17 protein-coding genes are annotated in these 23,899 nt (G+C 45.3%); 4 read left to right on the forward strand and 13 right to left on the reverse strand.

Features of this window, described 5'->3' with window-relative positions; genetic code table 11:
* Nucleotides 1-29 precede the first annotated feature (29 nt).
* The gene (locus HXT30_RS05235) at nt 30-2,744 is read left to right on the forward strand and encodes a sialidase family protein (protein ID WP_422111470.1); all 2,715 of its coding nucleotides are present in this window, start codon (nt 30-32) and stop codon (nt 2,742-2,744) included.
* Nucleotides 2,728-3,519, forward strand: coding sequence for a FadR/GntR family transcriptional regulator (locus HXT30_RS05240; protein ID WP_422111471.1), 792 nt, complete (start codon nt 2,728-2,730; stop codon nt 3,517-3,519). The genes HXT30_RS05235 and HXT30_RS05240 overlap by 17 nt, the downstream gene beginning before the upstream one ends.
* Before the next feature lie 107 nt (nt 3,520-3,626).
* Here HXT30_RS05240 and nagA read toward each other — a convergent pair whose 3' ends face one another.
* From nagA to HXT30_RS05290, 10 genes are all read right to left on the reverse strand, one after another.
* Nucleotides 3,627-4,886: an N-acetylglucosamine-6-phosphate deacetylase gene (gene nagA / locus HXT30_RS05245; protein WP_422111472.1), complete on the reverse strand. Its 1,260-nt coding sequence runs from the start codon at nt 4,884-4,886 to the stop codon at nt 3,627-3,629.
* A 70-nt stretch (nt 4,887-4,956) separates the two neighbouring features.
* Nucleotides 4,957-5,769: a glucosamine-6-phosphate deaminase gene (nagB, locus tag HXT30_RS05250; protein ID WP_422111473.1), complete on the reverse strand. Its 813-nt coding sequence runs from the start codon at nt 5,767-5,769 to the stop codon at nt 4,957-4,959.
* A 203-nt stretch (nt 5,770-5,972) separates the two neighbouring features.
* Nucleotides 5,973-6,932: a dihydrodipicolinate synthase family protein gene (locus HXT30_RS05255; RefSeq protein WP_422111474.1), complete on the reverse strand. Its 960-nt coding sequence runs from the start codon at nt 6,930-6,932 to the stop codon at nt 5,973-5,975.
* 178 nt (nt 6,933-7,110) lie between these two features.
* Nucleotides 7,111-7,971 carry an ABC transporter ATP-binding protein gene (locus tag HXT30_RS05260; RefSeq protein WP_016635891.1) on the reverse strand — a complete coding sequence of 287 codons (861 nt, stop codon included), beginning with the start codon at nt 7,969-7,971 and terminating at the stop codon, nt 7,111-7,113.
* On the reverse strand, nt 7,968-9,992 hold the full coding sequence (locus HXT30_RS05265; protein WP_004131264.1) for a dipeptide/oligopeptide/nickel ABC transporter permease/ATP-binding protein: 2,025 nt from the start codon (nt 9,990-9,992) through the stop codon (nt 7,968-7,970). Before HXT30_RS05265 ends, HXT30_RS05260 begins: the two co-directional genes overlap by 4 nt.
* 1 nt (nt 9,993) lies before the next feature.
* Entirely contained in the window at nt 9,994-10,899 is a 906-nt protein-coding gene (locus tag HXT30_RS05270) for an ABC transporter permease (protein ID WP_004131261.1), read from the reverse strand.
* A 196-nt stretch (nt 10,900-11,095) separates the two neighbouring features.
* The gene (locus HXT30_RS05275; RefSeq protein WP_422111475.1) at nt 11,096-12,661 is read right to left on the reverse strand and encodes an ABC transporter substrate-binding protein; all 1,566 of its coding nucleotides are present in this window, start codon (nt 12,659-12,661) and stop codon (nt 11,096-11,098) included.
* Between the two features lie 322 nt (nt 12,662-12,983).
* Entirely contained in the window at nt 12,984-13,652 is a 669-nt protein-coding gene (locus HXT30_RS05280; protein ID WP_004131256.1) for an N-acetylmannosamine-6-phosphate 2-epimerase, read from the reverse strand.
* 98 nt (nt 13,653-13,750) lie between these two features.
* Nucleotides 13,751-14,767, reverse strand: a complete 1,017-nt coding sequence (locus HXT30_RS05285) for an ROK family protein (protein ID WP_422111476.1) — start codon at nt 14,765-14,767, stop codon at nt 13,751-13,753.
* A 65-nt stretch (nt 14,768-14,832) separates the two neighbouring features.
* Nucleotides 14,833-15,765: a DUF4862 family protein gene (locus tag HXT30_RS05290; protein WP_422111477.1), complete on the reverse strand. Its 933-nt coding sequence runs from the start codon at nt 15,763-15,765 to the stop codon at nt 14,833-14,835.
* A 414-nt stretch (nt 15,766-16,179) separates the two neighbouring features.
* Between HXT30_RS05290 and HXT30_RS05295 the strand changes: the two genes are divergently transcribed.
* Entirely contained in the window at nt 16,180-17,127 is a 948-nt protein-coding gene (locus HXT30_RS05295) for an Abi family protein (protein ID WP_422111478.1), read from the forward strand.
* Here the strand turns inward: HXT30_RS05295 and HXT30_RS05300 are convergent.
* Together HXT30_RS05300 and HXT30_RS05305 are read right to left on the reverse strand one after the other, a co-directional pair.
* Entirely contained in the window at nt 17,008-17,415 is a 408-nt protein-coding gene (locus tag HXT30_RS05300) for an Abi family protein (protein ID WP_422111479.1), read from the reverse strand. The two genes, HXT30_RS05295 and HXT30_RS05300, sit on opposite strands and share 120 nt — an antisense overlap.
* A gap of 385 nt (nt 17,416-17,800) precedes the next feature.
* On the reverse strand, nt 17,801-18,973 hold the full coding sequence (locus HXT30_RS05305; protein WP_422111480.1) for a hypothetical protein: 1,173 nt from the start codon (nt 18,971-18,973) through the stop codon (nt 17,801-17,803).
* A gap of 727 nt (nt 18,974-19,700) precedes the next feature.
* On the opposite strand from HXT30_RS05305, the gene HXT30_RS05310 reads away from it, so the two are divergent.
* The gene (locus HXT30_RS05310; protein WP_016635907.1) at nt 19,701-20,591 is read left to right on the forward strand and encodes a Fic family protein; all 891 of its coding nucleotides are present in this window, start codon (nt 19,701-19,703) and stop codon (nt 20,589-20,591) included.
* 502 nt (nt 20,592-21,093) lie between these two features.
* Here HXT30_RS05310 and HXT30_RS05315 read toward each other — a convergent pair.
* Nucleotides 21,094-23,841, reverse strand: a complete 2,748-nt coding sequence (locus HXT30_RS05315) for an exo-alpha-sialidase (protein ID WP_422111481.1) — start codon at nt 23,839-23,841, stop codon at nt 21,094-21,096.
* Between the last annotated feature and the right edge of the window lie 58 nt (nt 23,842-23,899).

The following is a 23,899-nucleotide window of genomic DNA, read 5'->3' on the forward strand; positions in this document are numbered from 1 at the left end:
TTTAATTTTTACGGTCATGGAGGACTAAAATGGAACGTCGTTCAACGAAGACGACGAACCTGGGTGAAGAAATTGCCAATATCGGGGGTTCGGCACACACGCGATTCAATCATGCCGTAATAAAAATTACACCATCTAGTGAAATCAAAAAATATAGCGAAAACGCATCGAGCATCAATCGTAAAGATAAAAACGATGGAATAAATCAGAACGAAGGAATAATAAGGTTCAAATTTGTAGCAAATACAGATTGCGATTTATTAAATATTAAGCCCGCGCAAAAGTCGCAAGCTTCCGCACATCAAGAGCACGCAACTCCAATAATAAAAATAAGTATTAAAGAAGATGCTCCCCTACTTAGTGCGCAAAATCTTTTAGAAGATAGCGCGGATGCAAACGGTGCGAAAGAAATTGCGCTACACATGGAAGACGCGCTAGGCGCATGCGACGGGCGCGAACACGATTTTGCAATAACGTACGGAAGTTTTGGAAGCCGATTCTATTTAGACGGATACCAATGTTTTGCAAGCGCAACAAATCTTGGGCCGCAAAGAGTGAGCGAAAAAGAGGCCGAAGCGTGTGCAGCACAGGCAGAATCTTCGCAAATCTACGACTTTTACTACTCAAACCACTTGCCAAATCCAGAAGAAATCGCAAATTCGGCCACTCAAGCACAGCCAGACATATGGTTTGCAGGACCTACGATTTGCGCAAGAGACATAAAACGCGTAGCTTGCAAGTCGAGCGGAACGCTGCACATTCAATTTAGATTGCGAGGCCCTGGCCAACACGGAGTTCTTTTTGCTGCTGGAACTGTTGGAACAAAAACTAATCTAGAATCTAGCGAAAAAATAAGCGTGTACGCAGGACCAGAAGGCATAAAAATCACGCTAATCGACAGCGAAACGTGCATAAAAAGCGTAATCGAAGCAGCCGCAAGCGTTGACGACGGCGAATGGCACGACTTGATTATTCGCGCAAATCGCGGAGCAACCGACATTTACGTAGACGGATACAGCCAGTCGCACAACATAGGGCAATTCTGGTTTGCAAACATACCAGACTTAAACGCCGTAAGCATTGGAGAAGACTTGCGCGGAGTGCGATTAATGGGCGAAGCCAGAACAGGCGGAATCTACTTTAGCGCACTAACCGAAGGCCAAATCCAAAGAATATCAAGAGTAAAGCCACTTGTAACAACTGCACTATTTGACACGGGCTACGCTGGCTCTCGCAGCTACAGAATACCGTCGCTTGTAAAGACGCACATGGGAACGCTAATCGCAGGAGCAGACCAGCGAACCAGCGTTTCAAACGACGCTCCAAACCACATAAACTTTGTGATTCGCCGATCCGCGGACGGCGGCAAAACGTGGGAGCCTTTGCAAACCGTAATCGACATGCCTGGCAAAAACCTTGGAAAACTGGGCGCGAGCGCAATCGACTCCTGCCCTGTTTTAGACCCAGAAGGCAAAAGCGAAAGAATTAACGTATTAATCGACATTAATCCTGGCGGAATTGGGCTAACAAATTGCAAAACCGCTATAGGCGTAGACGCGTGCGGAAGGATCAAGCTAATAGACCGCTTAGGCGGCAACTACGCGGCGGCAATGGACGCAAGCGCGGCCGTAAAATTGCCATGCGATTCTAGCGAAAAAGAATGCGCAACAAAGTGGCTAGTTTTGCCAGATGGAAGTATAAAAAATTGCGATTCGCATGACGATTTGAATGACGATTCAAAAATCAACTCGCACAGTAATCAAACTTGCGACTGTTCCACGTGGAATATATGGAAATCGCCAGAAATTGCAAGCGAAAGTCAACCATTATTTGCCGAAAAAACGTGTTATATAGCGCAAATCTATTCAGACGACGACGGCAAAACATGGAGTGAGCCACGCTTAATCGACCACATGGTTAAGGAGCCGTGGATGAGCTTTGCGGGAGTATGCCCAGGGAACGGAATTGTTATTAGGCACAGCGAAAAACATTACGGCAGAATACTCGTGCCATTTTATTGCAGCGGCCAAAGCAAATCGCACTATTCTTCGGGAGCGCTTATTTCGGACGACGACGGCAAAACATGGAGCCGAGGCAAAATGATTAACGAAGGGCGATTAATCAACGGAAAAATCGTAGACCCTGCAACAATGCAAGACGACGATGCAACAAGCTCCGAAACTGTGTTTGTTGAACGCAAAAATGGCGATATTCTAGCTTTCTTCCGCAATCAAAATCGCTCGGGATGTGTAGGCAAAGCCATTAGTCACGATTGCGGAGAAACTTGGAGCGAGCTGATTTTTGACACAAGTTTGCCAGAGATATTCAGCCAGCCGAGCGCAACCTGCTTTAGCAATGAAAATGCAGAAAACGCAGAAACCGCCGACTGCATAGCGTTTGCAAACGCAAGCCAAATGATGCCATACCGCGGTCGCGGAGTTGTGCGATTTAGCTACGACGGCGGGCAAACGTGGGCAAAAAGCGTGTGTATAAACCCGTTCCATCACGTTTATCAATGCCTCAGCTCTAGCAATAAACGAACTTTGCAACTACTGTGGGAAAGAGAGACTACTGGAATTTATATAACAGCAATAGATTCCTCGCTTTGGCAGCAAGATAGTTTGCACGCAGGTTTCAAAAACAAAGTACACAAAAACAAAGTACACACAAACGAAAAAATGGAAGATACAAAAGAGAGAAGACTCAAGCGAACTGAAAGGAGCCAAAATGGAAGAGACATTTAGCAGCCGCGAAGACGATGAGATGACAACACTAGACCGCTTATCGTTATTGCAAGCAAGCTCTAACTCCGCTCCAATCGCAGCAAGAAAGCGCTGCGATGAAACAATGGACGCAATCAGATCGCTTATTTTAAGAGAACGCTTGCAACCAAAAGACATGCTGCCAACTGAGCCAATGCTATGCAATTTGATTGGCGCATCAAGATCATCGGTGCGCGAGGCGATTCGCAAGCTGGAAGCACTTAACATTGTGGAAGTTAAGCAAGGAAAAGGCATGTTTGTTGGCTCGCTATCTCTTGATCCAATGGTGGAAACACTCGCTTTTCGCTCCTTAATCTCCATTAATAAGAATTTTGAAGACTTGAATAACGTTGTAGAAATGCGAAAATTCCTAGACCTTGGATGCGCGGATAAGGTGGTTGAGTCACTTAAAGGAACGCAGCATCCAGAGCTGGAAGCGCTTTCGGAAATAATGACAAAAGAGGCGCATGCTGGAAAAACGTTCTTGGAACAAGACATTGCTTTCCACACGGGCATTTTGCGCGCGGTAAACAATACGATTGCAGAGCAATTCGTGCGATGCTTGTGGCTTGTGCATATGGCTGTTTTGCCACAATTGGGGCTGGAAGTTTCGGACGAGCTTGAAAAAACCGCTAGAGCGCACGAACTTATGCTAAAAACGGCTATTGCGGGAGACGCAGACGGATATAGGCAAGCTGTAAATAGCCATTACGAGCCTATTCAGTCGATTTTGCTTAATAGATTGCAAAAACACTAAATAAATGGAAGAACCGCTCCCCAACTAAACGAGAGCGGTTCTTTCATCTTCAATGGTGATGCCTGAGTACTACAGCATCACGATTAATCGCAACGATACGATTTACGTTACGAAATTTTATGGCCGTCGCACCAAACGTGCTCAACTGCCAAAGTTCCTGGATTAAGCAAAAGCAAATCGGCTGCGTACCCCTTTTCAACTAAGCCCAAAGGAGCACTAGTTATAGCATTCGGCTTATCTACTCCAAGCGCGCGAGCAGGAACAATAGTCGCAGCAGCAATCGCCTCTGGCAATCCGATTCCAAGCTCTTTAACGGCGCGATTAATAGCAACTTCTAGAATCAAAGTAGATCCCGCAATAGCGCCATTAGAAACAAGCCTTGCGTGGCCGTCCGTAACAGTAACATCTAAAGCGCCAAGCTTATAAGCGCCATCTGCGCATCCTGTTGCAGCCATAGCATCCGTTACAAACGCAATCCTTCCAGCCGCTGCCTTAAACGCCATTCGCAAAACTGGGTTTTCAACGTGGAAGCCATCGTTAATTAGCTCAATCGTTACACGCGAATCCTCCAATGCTGCAGGGATTGGACCTGGCTTGCGGTGATGAATGCCGTTCATAGCGTTAAACATGTGAGTCATAAGCGTAGAGCCAGCGTTAAAAGCCGCGCGCGCGGTTTTATAATCCGCGTCGCAATGCCCCACTGCTGGGATCACGCCAGCTTCTACAAAGCGCTTAATCGCCTCCATGCCGTGTTCTCGCTCTGGAGCCAAAGTAATCTGGCGCAAAGTGCCATCCGCCGCCTCAAGCAACGCCTCAACGCGCTCGGGAGTAGGATCCACTAGGCAATTAGGGTCGTGCGCGCCTTTTCTAGACAGCGCCAAGAACGGCCCCTCTAAGTGAGATCCAAGCACATCTGGTCGCGTTTGCATAACGCGCTTAACAGTACGCAAATTCTCTTGCATTACGTCAAGAGGATTTGTAATCAAGCTAAGAACTTGCCTAGTTGTTCCATGAAGCATGTGATACGCGCGCGCAATGGCAATCCCCTCAGCACCGTCGTCAAACGAATGCTCCCATGCTCCGTGAGCGTGCAAATCAATGTAGCCTGGCGCAGCAAAACAGCCACGCCCGTCTACAACGCTTAAGTCAGATGCGCGCAATCCGCAAGCATTAATCGCAAGCGCAAGATCTTCGTCTAAAATGCCCGTTTCTAGAATCACGCCATCTTTAACCAAAATCCAAGCGTTAGGAACAATTCCGCGCGCGTCTACAACGCTCACGTTGCGCACTACAAAATTGCGTCCCTCACTTGATTTTAGTGAATCATCAATCTTCTTTACGGCGTCTAAATATGCATTTTTTGACATTTCACTCACCTGCGATTGTGCTTTTGAAGTTTGTGCTTTTGAATACGTTACTAAATTTTAGACTTGAGTATCAGATTCCCTGCCAAGATGGCTTATTTGCATACACCCAACGATAGTAGTCTGCCAGCTTAAGCTTGCTTGCTGCGTCTTCGTCTACAATCACAGTTGCGTGCGGATGCATTTGAAGCGCGGAAGCTGGGCATAGCGAGCTTACTCCGCCTTCTAGCGTTGCTGCCACTGCGTCTGCCTTATTTGAGCCAAACGCAAGAAGAACAAGATGCTTAGCGCGCAAAATCGTTCCAATTCCTTGCGTTATGCAATGAGTTGGAACCTGGTTAATATCTCCGTCGAAGAATCTGCGATTATCTACGCGAGTCTGCTCGGTTAGTGTTTTAACGCGCGTACCAGACGCAAGCGAAGAGCCTGGCTCGTTGAATCCAACGTGGCCGTCGGAGCCAATTCCCAAGATTTGCACGTCGATTCCGCCAGCAGCAGCAATAGCAGCATCGTAGTCGGCTCCAGCGTGCGCAATCTTGCCGCCTTCTCTTAATGGCGCTCCGTTAAGAACATCTCCTGGAACGTGCACTAAATCTGGGTTTAGGCCGATTAAATCGGTTACGGTTCTGCGGATTGTGCTGTGGTAAGACTGTTCGTGCTCTAACGGCAATCCAATGTATTCGTCAAGCGCAAATCCGCGCACGCGACTTACGTCAACATTATTTTCTTTAACAAGCTTTGCAAGATGCTCGTAGGCCTTTAATGGGCTAGATCCCGTAGCTAAGCCAAGTACTGCATCTGGCTTGCGACTAATCAAATCTACAACTGCTTTTGCGTAGAGCTCGCCAGCTTCATCTTGATCTTTTACAATAATAACTTCTGCCATCTTTGCTTCTCCTTTAAAGCTTTAATTAGCATAATTAGCAATTTTTAAGCAACATTAATCAGTAATTGTAAGCATTTATTAGCAATTATTAGCATTGCGGCATACGAATTAACGCACACCGCAACGCTATTTACTTACTATGCACCATCGGTAAAAGGCTATTAGATTATTTGATTATTTACTTAAGACACACGCTTAAGCCGTTACTTTGTGGAATCGCTCACTTCTTGCGGAGTCTTTGCCAAAGTCAAGCCAACTTCCTTAAGAACGCCAGCCACAGCTTCAACGTTTTCTCCCTTGAGTGGGCAAACTGGATCTGGCATCTGATTTGTGTCAAACACGCCGAGCAACGCCATTGCGGTCTTAAACGCTCCAACGCCAGCGCCAAAGCCTGCCACCCCGCTAGGAACAGTAACGATTCGCATCAAAGCAGAAAGCCAATCCTGCTCCTTCTTAACCGTTGCCCAATCGCCAGCCTGAGCAGCCTTCCACATGCGCACGTAACCAGTTGCCTCAACGTTTGCAAGTCCTGGAACAGAACCGTCTGCGCCAGCCATGTATGCGCCGTCAACAACAACCTCTTGGCCCGTAAGCAAAGTCAATGGGTGACCAGCCTTATTGTTGTCATCTACAAGGAACCTAAACGACACGTCGTCGTTGGAAGAATCCTTAACGCCTGCAAGTACGCCATCTTTACCAAGCTTTACAAGCAAAGCACCTGGGAGCTTTGTGTGCACGCAAACTGGAATATCGTAAGCAAACAGAGGCAAATCTGGAACAGCTTCGTGAATAAGACGGAAGTGGCGCTCAACTTCTGCCATGCCGCCGAGTGCGTAGAATGGCGCTGTTGCAACAATCGCAGAAGCCCCAAGCTCCTTAGCTTCCTTTGCATGCTCAATAACGCGGTTTGTTTCCGTATCGATGCACCCAACCAACACTGGCACGCGGCCGTCAACAATGCGCATTACGGTTTCAATGATTTCGCGGCGGCGCTTATCTGTGCTAAACGCAACTTCGCCAGAAGATCCAAGCGTAAATAGGCCGTCTACGCCTGCCTCAATCATTCGGTTAAGAGAGCGCTCAAAGCTAACAACGTCTACTTCGCCGTCTGCCGTTAATGGCGTAACTACTGGTGGAATAACGCCGTGGAATTTTTCTGCCATGATTAAACTTCTTTCGTATTTTTTATTATTTATGACTTATTGATTTATGATTTATGACTTTAGATTTTGCAATTAATGGGCGGCCTGCATGGATTTACTGCAAGGTCTTAGCAGACCGCCCCCGCATTCAAGCTAGCAACTAGCGACTAACGACTAGCGCTTGCTCGCACCGCTCACACTACTTGCACTCTTCTTCCGTTGGGTGCAAAAGCGAAGGAGCTGCGCCCATCAAAATCTTTGTGTACGCATCCTGCGGATTGTTAATCACCTGGTGAGTTTCGCCGCGCTCAACAATCGTTCCGTGATTCATAACAACAACTTCGTCGGATATGTATCGGATTGTTTGAATATCGTGACTAATAAACACCATTGAAAGATTCAGCTTCTTCTTTAAGTCGGAAAGAAGATTCAAAATCTGAGCACGCACAGAAACATCCAAAGCGGAAGTTGGCTCATCTGCGATTATTGCATCTGGATTAAGCGAAAGCGCACGAGCGATTGCCACGCGCTGACGCTGACCGCCAGAAAGCTGACCTGGCAAAGCGCCAAGAACAGAATGAGGCAAACCAACCATTCGGATTAGCTCCTTGGCTCTAGCATCGCGCTCAGCTTTGCTTCCAATCTTGTGCACAACAAGCGGGTCAATCAACTGGTCAATCACACTCATACGCGCATTCAAAGCCATTGCTGGATCCTGGAACACAACGGAAACCACGCGTCCAATATCCATGCGCTCTTTTGCAGTTCTATGCGTAACGTCTTGACCTTTGAACAAAACCTTGCCGCTTGTAACTTGCTGAAGTCCGCACATAATGTTTGCAGTAGTAGACTTTCCGCAACCAGATTCACCAACAATACCAATCGTCTTGCCTGGCATAAGCTTAAGATTCACCTTGTTTACGGCCGTAATCTTATTCTTGTGGAACAAGCCAGATCCTGCTCGAGTAGTGAACACCACTTCGGCGTCGCGCAGCTCGATGATTGGAACATCGCCATTTTCGCTTTGAGTTTTGTTTGTTTCGTTAACATTCATGTTCATCGCACATCTCCTTTATCGGAGTTGGTCAAAATTGCGGAAGGCACATCCGATTCTGGCTCTGGAGGCGCAGCGTAGAAGTGCCACGTTCCTGGAATGCGCTTCATTACTGGGCGCACGTCAAGTCCTTGATCTGGATGAGAAGAACGCGGAGCGAATCGATCTCCCTTAGGGAAGTCGGACGGGCTTGGAACCGTTCCTGGAACCTGGTGCAATCTTGGAGCACCAGCCTCAATGGAAGTTACGGAGCCAAGCAAGCCGCGCGTGTACTCATGATGCGGATCGGTGAGAATTTCCTTAGTGGAGCCTTGCTCAACAACCTGGCCTGCGTACATTACGGTAATCGAGTGCGCAACCTTAGCAACAAGAGCCAAATCGTGGCTTACAAACACCATTGCGAATCCAAGCTTTTCGCGCAATTCGTTAAGAAGGTCAATTACCTGCTTTTGAACAGTAACATCCAAAGCGGTTGTTGGCTCATCTGCGATTATCAACTTTGGATCTCGCGTAAGTGCCATTGCAATCAACACGCGCTGACGCTGACCGCCAGAAAGCTCGTGTGGGTAGGATTCAAGCGTACGCTTTGGATCCAAGCCTACAAGCTCCAACAACTCTTCGGCGCTACGAGTGCCACCTCTAGAAGTTAGCTGCTTCATCTGCGCTTTAATAAGCATTGATGGATTTAAGGAAGACAACGCGTCTTGGTAAACCATTGCAATCTCGTGGCCACGCAAAGCATTGTGCTCCTTTGGGCTAAGCTTTACAAGATCCTTGCCGTTAAACAGGATTTGTCCGCTAATCTTAGCTTTTGGATCTAGCAAGCCCATAATCGCAAGCGAAGTGATTGACTTACCGCAACCAGATTCACCAACCAAGCCCATTGTTTCGCCTGGACGAACAGAGAAGCTCAAGTGGTCTACAACATTTACGCTGCCGTAGCGTGGGAACTGAATGCACAAATCTTTAACTTCAATAACTGGAGGCTCCGTAGACGTTGGCTGCAAGCGATCCGTACGCTTTAACTCGGCCTCGCGAAGCTTTGCCAAAGACTCAACCAAAGCATCGTGCTGCTCCTTGTAAGCTGCCACTGGGTCGGTAAGAATCCTATCTTCCTTACGAGCAGCATCCGCATCTGCAGCACTCTTAGCTACTGGAGCGGTTGGAGCTGCAACCATTGCATCCGTAATGCCCTCAGAAAGAATGTTAAGGCACAAAACGGTAATCATGATTGCTAAGCCTGGGAACAATGCCTGCCACCAGTATCCAAAGATAACGCCTGCTTTAGCAGAAGACAAAATGTTGCCCCATGTTGGCGTTGGCTCTGGAATACCAGCGTTGATGAAGCTAAGAGAAGCTTCGAACACGATTGCGTCTGCAACAGAAAGCGTTGTGAACACCATAACTGGAGCTGCAATATTACGCGTTACATGCTTGAGCAAAATCCAAGGTGCGCGAGCGCCAGAAACGATTACTGCACGCACGTAGTCTTTTCCATATTCGCTTATTATGTTTGCGCGCACAATTCTTGCGATTTGTGGAACGTAAAGCACACCAATGGAAATGATGATACCAATCATGGATTGTCCAAGAATTGCAAGACACACAGCCGCTAATGCGATTCCTGGGATAGACATTACTATATCAATCAATCGCATTATAAGCTCAGATATCCAAGTGCGGCTCACAGCTGCAATTGCGCCGATTATTGCGCCCATCACCAACGCAAAGAGCACAGACGACAAGCCGATTACCAGCGAGTAGCGAGCGCCGTACATAACGCGCGAGAACACGTCTCTACCAAGGTTATCGGTGCCAAACCAGTGCGCTCCTGTTGGCGGCTGATAGTTTTGTGTAATCTTTACTGGGTCGCATGGCGCTAGGAATCGCGCGAATACTGCGCAGAACGCCAATATCGCAATCACAATAAGCGAGATTTTAGAGCCTAAGCTCATGCTTTTAAATCTGTTAAACTTGATGCCTGGCTTAGATGCGGCATCTACTACCTGACTTTTTCCAAATAGCATGTCACACCGTCCTAATTCTTGGGTTGATTAGCACGTAAAGCAAATCAACAATAATGTTTATAAAGATGAATGCGATTGCAACAACCAAAACAACGCCTTGCACAAGCATTGGCTGGTTGCCATTAATGCCGTCGAACATTGCGGTACCCATTCCTGGTAGTGCAAAAATCACCTCAATAACGATTGCGCCACCCATAAGGTAACCAATCTTCATACCAAGAGTTGTGATTGGTGTAATCAAAGCGTTGCGGAACACGTTCCTAGCAACAACCACGCTCTTTGGAATACCTGCGCCGATTGCGGTTCGCACATAATCCTTATCCAATTCTTCTACCATCGAGGTTCGTATGATTCGCGTAAGCTGACCTGCTACTGGAAGGCCTAATGCGAAGCAAGGCATTGCCATTCTTGCAATGTACGCTTCTGGATCTTCAAAGAACGGTACAAAATCGCCAGATCCTGGGAGCCATGCGAGCTTGATTTGCAAGACGTAAATCAAAAGAACGCCAAGCCAGAAGGATGGAGTTGCAATTGCAATAATCGAAAGCACGCGAACCGTTTGATCAACCCAAGTATCGCGGTAAAGCGCTGCAAAAACGCCAAAGATTACTGCAAAGACTATTGCGATTAACAAGCCGATGAAGGTTAGTTGCAAGGTGATTGGGAAGGCGTCCGCCACTCGCTGAGCTACGGAATCCTTGTTTACACCGTAAACACCCATGTTTCCTTGGAAGAGTCCAACTATGTAGGACCCAAACTGCTCCCACCATGGCCTGTCGTAGCCCATTTCGTGGCGGAAGGCTGCCAGAGCTGCTGGAGACGAGTTTTCGCCTAATGCTGCAACTGCTGGATCGTATTTAGAAAATGACATAAGGAAGAATACGAGGAACGTAACACCGAATGCCATGAACGGCAGGGCGATTAGTCGCCTACCTAAAAGTCTAAGAAAATTACTCATAAGACATCCACACATCCATTGAAGAAAATTATTATTTTTGCATAACAAAACCGGCCCATCTGCACAAAGGCGAGAAAGGTAAACAGTTGGGCCGGTTTTGCGGTTAGAGGTTAGGGAAAATGAAGTTTGTTACTTTGACTTGCACCTACTTTGTTAGCTTTGCTTTTACAAGGTTGATGCCAGTGGAGCCGATTGCATTCCACTCAGCCAATGCGCCCTTCTTTACAGCGGTCGTAGTCTTGCGGTGGAAGAGTGGGTACAGAGGCACTTCGTCGCTAATCAAGTCGAAGCACTGGTTCCAATACTTCTGACGATCTGCTGGCTTGCTTGCAGCCAAAGCCTTGTCCATAAGCTCGTGGAGCTTTGTGTATCCTTCGGAGTTCTTCCAGAAGGAGCGCTGACGGGTCCAAGCGTTGTCGCCGTACCACCAGCTCATAAGCAAGTCTGGGTCGTTGCCGAACACGGATGGATCGCCTGGAGCAAGAACCATGGAGTAGTTTGCATCGTCGCGGTCGGTAATCTGTGGGTAGAGTGCAGAAGACTTCATAGACTTGATCTCTACATCCATACCAATCTCTGCAAGATCGTTCTTGATTTGTGGAGCAAGCTGAGTAATCCAAGTGTGGTCCGTTGTGTAAAGAGTGAACTTTAGTGGGCCATTTACGCCAGCTTCCTTAAGCAAGCTCTTTGCCTTAGCAATGTTCTTGGTGTAAACGTTCTTTGCCTTGTGGTAATTTGCGTAGTTCTTTGGCAAGAAGCTTGTTGCTGCCTCGCCCTGGCCGCTCATCTGGTTGGTAATCAGCTTGTTTACGTCAATCGCGTAGAGAACTGCTTGGCGAACTCGCTTGTCGTCGAATGGCTTCTGCTTTGTGTTGAACATAACGAATGGAAGAGTAAAGCCCTGTGCGGTCTTAAGCTCGGAACCAGACGCCTTCAAAGTGTTGAATGCCTGTGCTGGAACCATTTCCATTACGTCGGTCTTGCCGCCCTGCATTGCGGTTACGCGAGCAGTATCGTCAACGGTTACATTCCAAACCATCTTCTTGGTCTGTGCCTTGTACTTGCCATTGTAAAGATCGTTGCGCTCAAACTTTACCTGGTTATCTGTAATCGAAACATACTTCCATGGGCCAGAGCCGATTGGCATGTTCTTAAGATCTGCATCAGACTTTGCAGTTGGAACAATCTGAATCAAAGCAAGGCGCTGCTTGAACAGTGGGAACGCCTTCTTTAGCTTAAAGATTACGTGACGATTGTCTTTTGCTTCTACAGAATCAATAAAGTCGAGCATAGAGATGTAAAGGCTGCCCTTTGCAGTTGTGCGCTTAAAGGAAGACACTACATCGCCTGCGGTTACTTCCGTTCCGTCCGAGAACTTAGCAGCATCGCGAATTGTTACTTCGTATTCGGTATCGGAAATCTTCTTTGGCTCACCCTTTGCAAGAGCGTTGAAAACCTTAAAGTTGCTGTAATCAAGAGCGTAAAGTGGCTCTGTAACGTGCCAGTTTGCTGCCATTGGCAACGCGCCAGAGGTTGTAGATGGCGCAAAGTCGCGGCTTGCGTATGCAACCTGTGCGGTAATTGTGTCTTTAACAGCAGTCTTTGCTTTTGCTGCCTTGTGGGATTTAGCTCCACCGCAGCCAGAAAGCATCATTAATGCGGCCACACCAGCGGCGATTGCCACGGTTAGCTTCGAGTTAATTCGTGCCATATTTTCTCCTCACCATTGAGTTTGGGTTTTTTGCATTTCGTCTTCGAATGCGAAAACATTTTAAATTATAGCGCGTGCGTTATTTTCACGTTACTTCAAACATAAGAGGTCTGATGTCTGATGTCAAGTTATGCGTGTGTCGAATTTGTGAAAATTTTGATTATTTTTTAAATCACGAAAAATTAGAACAAAATCGCACATAATCGACACACATATAACCACTATTTTTCTTTATTTGTTACTTACGCGCGCTTGGAAAATCTGCGGCTGCTTGCGACTTTTCCTTAACGCTCCCAGCCGCATTCGCCTACCTGCTCGCCGCCTACAACTTTGCTGCAAACCAGCGCGTAATCGACGTTGGGTGCGTAATCGCAGTTCCAACAACAGCAGCCCAAGCGCCCATCTGCATAACCTTGTGCAACTGATCTGGAGTGTGAATACGCCCTTCGCAAATAATTGGATAATCTGGGAAAGCTTGCAAAATCTGGCCTAAAAGCTCAAAATCTGGGCCGTCCGTTTTTGGCCTTCCAGGAGAAGTGCCAGCCAAAGTGGTAGATATAATATCCGTTCCACAATCCGCCGCGCGCTTAGCGTCGTCGAAGTTGCCGCAATCGGCCATAACAACTATGCCTTCGTCGTGCAACGCGCGAACAGTTTGCTCGTAAGTCAAGCCATCTGGGCGTGGCCTATCGGTTGCATCAATCGCAATAATATCCGCTCCAGCAGCAGCGCAGCAGCGCGCATGACGCAAAGTCGGAGTTATGTAGACGCCTTCGTGGCCATCTTTCCAAATTCCGATTACAGGCACATCTACCTGCCCTTTAATCGCAGAAATATCCGACAACCCCTGGCATCTAATGCCAACGGCTCCGCCTTCTACGGCCGCCATTGCCATTTGTGCCATTGTTTCTGGGTGCCTAAGCGGCTCCCCTGGGTATGCCTGGCAGCTAACCACTAGGCCGCCCTTGATTTTTTCAATCACAGGATTCATATAGATTCCTCCTTTTTTCAAATATGACTAAACTAAACAAAATTAAACACAATCAAACGCTAGCGCGATTAAACGCGACCTATCGCAATCAAACGCGACTAAACGCGATTTGAGTGAACAGCCCAAGCCGCACCAATCAGCGGAGCAGACCCACCAAGCTTGCCCTTAACAATCGGCGTGCTTTTAATCAACGTTAAAGCAGAATCTTCGAATCCGCTTCGCATAGCGTTCCACCAAATATCGCCAGCTTCTACAACAGACCCAGAAAGCACAATCACATCTGGATCTATAAGATTCGCCATTCCTGCAACGCACTGCCCCAAGGCCTTGCCGCTTCTAGCAAGCGTTTCTTTGGCGTGCGCATCCTGCCCAGAATTTGCACGCACGCAAACCTCGTAGCCGTTTTGCGCAAGCTCGGTGCCTTGTGGAAGATTGCTGTTGTAAAGAGTGGCAAGCCCAGTTCCCGAAGCCACTGGCTCAATGTGGCCCGCATGCGCTCCGCAAGAGCAGTCAAAGCCAACTCCCAAATCGCTAACAACGTGGCCAGCGTGTCCTGCAACTCCGTGCGCGCCCGTAAACAGCTTGCCGTTTACAATAATCGCGCCGCCAATTCCAGTGCCTATGCCAACAGAAAACACAATCGACTTTCCTCGTCCAGCTCCGTAAATCGCTTCTCCAAGGCCGTGGCCTCCAACGTCGCCAATCATATAAACTGGCAAGTCGGTTACGCTCTTAAACGCGTCATAAATTAGCTGACCTCGCCAACCTGGCAGAATGTCTGTAGCAGCTACGATTTCGCCAGTTTTGCTATTTGGCACTCCTGCAGCCGCTATTCCAATTCCACTAATGGTTTTGCCACTTTTCGCCGCATCTTCCAATATTTGCTTTGCGCGCGCTACTAGGCGATTCTTTATATCTTCTCCGCCTTTTGCAGCTTCTGTTGGCATAGAGCCATAGTTTTCTACTGTTGGAGAAGCGCAATCTTCGCTTTCTTTACCAAAGCTAGACCCTGAAAATTCTAAAGACTCTGGCAAAGTCACCAATCCGTACGCGATTTTTGTTCCGCCTATATCAAAAGCAAGATACGTAGAGCGAGAATCTTTTACTTCGTTCATAACAATTTCCGTTTTCTTTCTTGCGTTTGCGACTTTATTTTTACTATTTACTCGACTTTACCTATTCACTCACCCTGCGCAGAAACCACAGCATCGTGAATGCGCGCCAAATATCCCAAGCGCTCCTCCACGCTCGCATCTTGCGGAACGCACACTTTTGCGCCCAAATAGTCGATTGCATAATCGTCTTTTAGCGCTTCGCTAGTGGTTTCTTGAATTTCTTTAGACGTCATTAACGAAGTCGGCTCATCTGGGTTCATTGGCAAGTGGCCATCAATCCACTCGTATCCGTATTGCGTTGCATCTGGGCCAGCTCCCGAGAACATTAATCCTTGCAACACTCCCGCCTGCCTTGCCGCACGCACGTGCTCCACTGCCGCTTGAGCATTTCGCTCTTCTACAACACTTCTACCCCAGTTGATTGTGATTCCAATTCCCGCTTCTTTTGCAATTTGAATCTCTTCTTCTAGTGGCAGGAATCCTTTTTCTGGATTTTGGCTTTCAATATATCTATCGCAATGCTCAATCACCAGCTTTGCTCCGCACCAATCGAGCTGAGCGAGTTCTTCTAACGACTTTTTCATTGCATCCGCTTGCGCTAAACGAGTTGGAGCCGTATGTATTTCTACATGAGATATATCGCAGCTATCTCTAATGTCTACAACGTTTGCGATTGCTTCGCGAATATCCTTAAAGAATGCGAGCGCGCGATGCCTGCCTTCTTCGCTTGGGCTTGCAAGTCCAAATTCTGGATCTGGGTCAAAGTTTATGTGACGCATTGTTCCTGGAATTGCCGTAATCGTGTTTGCATGCCAATGCGATGGTATTGCGCTTGCTAGCCACGCGCGGCTTTGTGCGTCTGCCAAATCTCCTGGGTATGGAATCTCCGTTCCGTCAATCCAGCTTTGCTTACCCAGCAAATCGTAGTATTTTTCTTGATCTTCGCGAGTTTTTGGCAACGATGCGTATGCGCCTACAACAAATTTAGCTTTCAGCATGATATCCTCCTTGAAATCGTAGCTGATTTGTATTCTGATTTGTCTTTCGACTTATCTTTCGATTTGTCTTTTGATTCGTAGATTACACCAATATCACTACAATTCGTCAGACGTCTGATAAATCTTTGTACTTGCGACTACGCTCGCGCATGCGCCCGGCCAAAACTGTGTAAAAATCACGCATAGCGCATTGGAATACAAGCGTTTTGCAGCAATCGAATCTGTTTTCTGCACATTCGCCACCTGGACAAAAAGTGTGTAAAAAATAAGCTCATAACCCTTATGAATGAGTTGCCCTCACCAAGAGATTGACTCGTTTGGGGTGGGTATGCTATTATCGCTAGTAACAAGACCGGTTCCGCTGCCCACTTCGGTGGGAGTCCAGGGCCGGTCTCTTTTTATCATGGAGTTTCAGTGAAGGTCAAACCATTTAAGACTTATCAGGCACAAGTGGATCTTCTACGTTCTCGTGGAATGCAAATTGAAGACAATGATAGAGCTGTCGATATTTTACGAACCCACAATTACTATCGCTTATCTGGTTACTGGCATTCCATGCGTCAACAAGACCCTACAACTGGACAAAGTTTAGATGTTTTTAGAGATGGAACATCGTTTGATTTGGTTGTTGAGCTTTATGATTTTGACGCTCTCCTACGTCACGCAGTATTCGAGGATCTTGCTCCTATTGAGTTAGCGTTACGCTCACTACTTGGGTATTATCTTGGACAAATTAATCCACTAATATATCTTGATTCAACTCAACTTGGTCCAGCAGCGCGAACTGTATCACGTCACGGTGTATGTGAGTATGACATTTGGTTGAAGAAATATCAGCAAGCATTACTCTTATCTCGTGAGGATTTTGTTGAACATCATAGAGTACAGTATGATGGCGTTCTGCCTGTTTGGGTAGCGGTAGAGGTCATGGATTGGGGAATGCTCTCCTACTTGTATCGATTTTCACCTAACCTAGTTCGCAATGAGATCGCACGCGATTGTGAGATGAGCGCACCACAGTTAGAGTCTTGGCTCAAATCACTCAATATTCTACGAAATTGCACAGCACATCACGCACGATTATTCACACGAGTGTTTGATATTAAACCTAAACAGATACGCGACACTCGTATGACCCCTATCAACAGCTCACTGCACCTAATTTTCGGACAGTTAAGCTTGATCCGATACTTACACGCAACGCTTGATCTTGATGGTAATGCCGATAACCTGATTACCGTACTAGAAAACTATCCACACAATACACTTGTCCCACTTCGCAGAACTGGAACACCCAATAACTGGCAAAACCTTGACCTGTGGATAAAACCACCACAAGCATCCGACAGCGTAGGCACCTAGTCTAGCTGACAATTGCGCCCTTAACGCGACCTCAACCCTCTCTATGCCATCAAATATGTAATCACGAAGCTTGCGATCAAACTCATAAAGCAAAGCAATATCATGAAAATTAGTTCCAGTTACAAAAGTGTCTAGACGCTGCATAAGCTTATCCGACTTCTCTCTGTATGGATACCAATATCCACTAAGCCTATAGTAACCAACATGAGCAAGCCAAGATTCAGCTTCTGAACAATCTAAACGCATACCACGTTTTGGGTTATAGGATAAAAGTGTGCAAAAAATCATGTCTTAGGCCTTGCAATACAAGCGTTTTGCAGCAATCGAATCTGGGCTATTCTTTACTTGCACAATCACTCTAAAACAAAAATATCCAAATACTTAGCGCATTGAACAACAAAACACGTAAAAGAAAAAGGCTTGTTAGAAACCTAACAAGCCTTTAAAACTAAAGAACAGAATCCCGTCCCTAGCGGAAAACCATCTCTAGCAACAAGCATTAAGCACCCGCAAGCAGAATAAAGAACCTACACGGTAAGAAAAGGAAATTTCGGCAAACCAAGCAAACTCTAAACCCCGCGTGCAAGCTGCAGCACAAAACACGCGCCGCCGCCTAACGCAAGCCTATTTCAAGCGCGCACTCACACACTTAGCATAAGTGCGCGCGCAATGCTTAGTGACGAGCCTTGCGAACAGCAGCACCCATGCCAGCAAGCATGGTGGCAGCCAAAGCGGTCAAAGTTACGCCAACACCAGTACCAGTGTGGGTGTTACCGCGCTTGTCCTTGCCATTCTTGTTCTCAACCTCAGTCTTAGCGCCAGCAGCGGCAGCACCATTAGCAGCGCCAGCCTTACCTGGCTGAGCAGCACCTGGCTTGCCTGGCTTAGCGCCTGGCTTGCCTGGCTGAACTGTTGCAGATGGAACAAAGTTGACGCCATACTTATAGTCAGTAGCAAGAGGAGCCAAAGAAGCTGGGGTTGGATATGCAGAAACATCAGCCTTAGAAAGCTGAGCATTCTTATAAGCACCTGCATATTCGGTCAAAGCCTTAGCAAACTTACCAGCAGCCTCTTTGAAAGCCTTATCTGCATCATTAAACTTGGTCTTTGCAGCAGACAAAGCTTCCTTAGCTTCATTGATTTCCTTAGTCAAACGAGCAACTTCAGCATTGTAAGCACGAGAACCCTTATCCTTAGCGTTCTCATCCTGGTAATCCTTAAGAGCACGCTGAGCAGACTTTAAGCTATTCTCAGCCTCATGCTTAGCATTGAAAGCAGCATCAGCCTCAGCAAAAGCCTTATCCTTTGCTTCCTGAGCCTTATCCAACTTCTCCTTAGCGTCATCCAACTTAGCAAGGACAGAACGCTTTGAATCTGGAGCAGGCTTAGTGAGCTCTACAACATGATCCTCAGCAGAAGCAACACCATTCTTAGCAGAATCTAAAGCTTGCGCATCAGTCGCCAAAGAATCAACAGCAGCCAAATAAGCCACAGCCTTACCCTTAAGAGTTGCATCTTGATCAGTCTTATCTTTTTCAGCTTGAGTCTTCAAAGCAGCATCAGAGTAATTTTTATATTCAGGCTTAGCTTCCTTGTAAGCATCAATAGCAGTGTTGTCGCCATCAAACTTAGTCTTAGCAGTTTCATATGCAGTGTAAGCTTGAGTCAAGCTGTACCTTGCACCCTTTACAGCATCACTATCATCAGACTTAACGGTTGTAAGAGCAGCATTCTTAACAAGTGTGCCGTCAGCCTTAACTTCAGCCATTGCTGGGGTTGCCATTGCGAAGCCGGCAAGCAAAGTTGCGCCAGCAGCGAAAGCGGCGATAGCCTTCTTATTCATCATTTTATTTCCTTTCTTCTTCTCCTCTGCGTTAGGGGCGCAGAGAAAAATTTGCTCCACAATCCAAAAGCGAATCGTGGCACACGGCCAAACTAGGTGCGGCCATGTTTGCTATTAACATACCCCCCCCCGTTTGAAAAAGTCAAGCCCCAGCCATACGTGCTAAACCGAAAAAAATGATGTTATACACAAACTAATCCACAATTAAGCCACACTCGCCGTAAAATTTGTGGATAAACAACGCTTAAACCGTAAAAATACGCATTTCAAGGTTTTTGAAGAATTTTCCCAGGTTTTTTTAAGGAAAGACTTTTCGCGCGTGTCGCGCCGCTTGATTCCGCACTTTGTAGCTGATTTAAGTGCGTAGAGAAACAAACTCGGGAAAACTTTCCGCTTTTTGTAGTTATAATCAGCGTGTTGAGCAACAAAAAGCGGAACCAATTGACGCATTTTGTACCAAATTTGACCCAAAACACGTACAAAAAGCGGAATAGAAAATCATGTCTAGCGTATTGCAATACAAGCGTTTTGCCACAATCGAATCTGGGCTATTCTTTACTTGCAAAATCATTCTAAACAAAGATATCCCAATATTTAACACAGATTCACGTTACTAGTTTTATCAATCACTATTGTTCCGATAAATTAAATATGTTATTCCGCTACTGTTTATGTTATTCCGATAAAACGTTAAAATATAATAAAATGCAACAATGATTAAGGGTATTTTATGTACATAACAGTAAAGCAAGCTGCTGAAAAATGGGGCATATCAGATAGACGAGTAAGAATTCTATGCTCCGAAGGGAAAATTCCAGGAGTATATCGAGAAGGAAGATCCTGGAAAATACCGCATGACACAGCAAAGCCAACCGACGGAAGATATAAAATTAGCGAATCGCTAATTCCAATCATAAAAACTAAATTAGAAACCCTTAAAAAAAGAAGACCCCTAACTGAAGGGGAATTAGAAAGACTTAATGAAGAATTTCTAATAGAATATACATATAACTCAAACGCAATTGAGGGAAACACTTTAACACTGCGCGAAACAGACATGGTTCTTAGAGGGCTTACTGTTGATCAAAAATCATTAAAAGAGCATCTAGAAGTTATTGGACACAAAGAAGCCTTTGATTACGTAAAGCAGCTTGTTAGCGAAAATAAGCAGATAAATGAAAAAGTTATAAAAGACATACATTATTTAGTTTTAGCCAATAAGAGAAAAGATAGAGGCGTTTATAGAAGAATTCCCGTTCGAATTATGGGATCTACACATGAGCCACCACAACCATATTTAATCGCTTCAAAAATGGAAGAATTATTGAAAAAATACAAAAACAGCAATGAAGATATTGTTACTAAACTTGCTCGTTTTCATATAGAATTCGAAAGCATTCATCCTTTTATTGATGGAAATGGAAGAACAGGAAGACTGCTGGTCAATTTGGAATTGATGAAAGCAGGTTACCCACCAATAGATATAAAATTTACTGATCGCTTGAAATATTATGAAGCTTTTGATGAGTATCACTCAAAACATAACGTGTCTGCCATGGCAAACTTGTTTGCAAGATATTTAAATCAAAGACTTGATTTGTATTTGTCTATTTTAGAGTAATGATTATTTTTAATTAAAGCTACGCGCAATTGGCTTTACTGTTATTCTCTCAGATAGTTGACTGAACTATTAACAGCACTGTGGTCGAATCTCCGACTTGGCCACAGATTCTAATTGTCCTATAATCCAAATGCATTCCCACAGCAAACTTATAAGAACTTGTATACACAAAAAACGTATTTTTTGTACATTCAATGTACAATTTTTTATACATCCAATGTACAAAAACTACGATTTATACATCTTTTGTCTAAATATCACACACACTTCAGACTGAAATCAAGGGCCCAAATCCCCAAAAGTGTGTAAAAAATCATGTCTAGCGTATTGCAATACAAGCGTTTTGCCACAATCGAATGTGTTTTCCGCACATAAAAAAAACAAAACAGTAAAGCGCTAATTCAATAGAATCTAATTTAACAAAACTTGTTAATAATAATCTAAACGAATCAGCGCTTTACGTATACAACTAACTACAAAAATCTAGAGTTAGCAATATTGGTTATGCAATCTTATTGCGCATTGCCTTTGCAAAGAATCCAGCAGTACCAAGAAGCATTACAACCGCAAGAACAATCAACATTGAACTTCCCGTTGAAACTTTACTAAATGCATTACGGTTCAAATCCGATTTTTCACTACTACTATCCTTCTTGTCCGCAACTGGATTTGCGCTAACTGTTACCTCATTCCAGGCAAGCTGTTCGCCCTTCTCGTTTACAAGCACGATTGTATGCTTTCCAGAATATCCGTCTGGAATATCAACAGAAAATTGTGCATTGTCTGCAGATCCACGAACCGTTATAAACGAATTGCCATCAGAGTCCTTTAAGGCTTTAGGCGTAGAATATATAAACGCATAGGCCTTTGCTGAACCATTCTTTTGCAACTGTTGCGCAAACTCCTTGTTGGAAATCTTTCCAGAAATCTTTACAGGCTCACCAGCAACAATCTGATTATTATTCCCAACAGTAATAGCTCCCTTTAGGGATTTATCCAACTGATCAACGCTGGCTGGAGGAGCTGGAACAACATCGTATTTTGCTTTAGAATCCTCTTTCTTTTGCTCAGACTTTTGCTCATCAGCTTTCTGAGTATTAGCTTCATTCCTAGATTGATTGCTAACCTGTGGCGCCTGTTCTCTTGCAGGCGCTGGATTTTGCGAAGGCTCGGTAGGTGTAATTGTTTCCGATGGCGGATTTTGCGAAGGATTTTCTGCAGAAGGCTTTTCTGCAGATGGAGTATCCACAGAAGGCTTTACATCAACGGAAGGAGCAGAAGGCACAACACTATGGCTTTCCACCGCCTTTACAACGCGAATATTAATCACAGACTGAATTCCTGGCAAAGAATCTCCCACTGCATATTTTGCAGACGCAAATCGCACTGGAATCGAAACGGTCGTTCCTTCTTTAACATCCTTAGGCATTGCAATATCTAACTTTATGTTTGCGTTAGCAAAAGGCTTTACAGAAATACCAGTCTTATCTTGAATCTTCCAATCTTTATTTAATTCAGATTGTTTACCTAAATCCTTCATAGAAAGCTTTAAGTCGGAATAATCATGGCTTCCAAGATTCTTAATCTTAACTTCAATATTTTTGGCATTTTTCGGAACGTCAATAACGCTATTATCTGCGGTTACAGGAGTATAACCAAGCCAATCTTCAGATATATGAGTGTAAATAATATTGCTATTATCGCCCTCATATAAAAGTCCAAATCCGCCACCATGCTGCTTGTTCAAAACTTCAATGCAAGAATAAGCCATAGGACCAGACTTAAACAATTTGCCCGTATCCCAAGTTGCACCATCATCAAACGATACGCGAATTAAGCCGTCACTACGCCCATACGCCGAAGAAGAAGAATACACAAGAACCTTGGCTTCTGGAGACCCCATAGGCGCATCTGGGTATGCCCTAGTTATCTGAGCATTGTTTGCAGGGTCTGGAAGCTGCATCTCTTCTTTTACTTCGCCATAAGTTTCGCCGCCATCATTTGATATTGCAACAAGACGATGCCTAAAATTCTGAGGCCTAGAATTCAACATAACTCGTCCATCAGAAAGTTCTACAACCTTGTTTTCGTCCATATGTGATTTTTCACTTCTAAACCCAACAGGCTTGCCAACCTTCCAAGTCTTACCATGATCGTCGGAGTAAACCGTTACTGCTTGAATCCTTCTCGAGTTGTTTATTGTATACTGCTGCAACAAACGACCCTTATACTTGCCATGGCGAAGCTGAATGCCGTGACCAGATGCCGCAAACCTAGAGCTCCAATGCCCAACATCTGCAGTCACATCTTTAGTAATTATTTTTGGAGTGCTCCAAGTGACACCATTGTCCTTGGAGCTAGTAACTGAAGCGTGTAAAACGTTCCTGTTTTCTGGATCTACTCCAGCGCTGGACCCACCCCAGCCGTTTCTGTAAGACTTTACAGAAAACAGGAAAATTTCATTAGTTTCACGGTCTAGCACATAAGACGGATCCGAATATCCCCATCTAGTATTTTCATCGCCATAATGCCCTTGCTTAACAACAGTTTCAGCTTCAAATGTTTTACCACCATCTTTTGAAATTCGCTGAACAATGGAGTTTGGCATAGGTGCATCGGAGCAATTACCAGGCCTCTTATCGTATGCTGCTAAAATCCAACCATTTGCAGTCTCTGTTATTGCTGGAATCCTGTAGCAAACGCTATTGGTTCTAGTTGTAAGCTTTACCGTTTTAAGACCCAAAGATGAGTCAAATTCTGTATTCTTTATACCAGTAACAGGCTTGTCTTCAACAACAATGTTATTTTCGATTACTTGGTTACCGTCCCTATCTTTTGAAACTTTCCAAACTGTTTTAGGTGTGAATTTACCCGCTTTGGCATCCTCTTCGGTTACAACATGGTACCCAAAGCCGCACTGCTGAGTTTCACCTGGCTTAAGATTTGCCCAGCGGCAATTGTTTGAATCCCCAACTCTAATATCGGAAATATTACTTTCATACGGATACGCAGTTATTGGTTGTGAACCCTTATTTGTATATGTAACCGTATATGTTAGCCTACTATTTAATTGGACATTATCTTTAAGGCCATCAGTTCTTTTAAGTGATATTTGCAAAACTGAACTATTGGGTTTACTGGATTTTTCTGAAGTAGCATTAGCTACGCCAGAGCATAAGCCTATTGCAAGAGTAATTCCAACAACAGTACCAACAACGCGCTTTGCATCTTCTATGACACTTCTACGCATACGCACTCCTATTTTTGTAACTGTTTTACATGAATTCCACAGCATTGTAAAAATCATG

It is taken from the genome of Gardnerella sp. DNF00571G, from assembly GCF_049262695.1.
In the GTDB taxonomy this organism is placed as follows: domain Bacteria; phylum Actinomycetota; class Actinomycetes; order Actinomycetales; family Bifidobacteriaceae; genus Bifidobacterium; species Bifidobacterium piotii.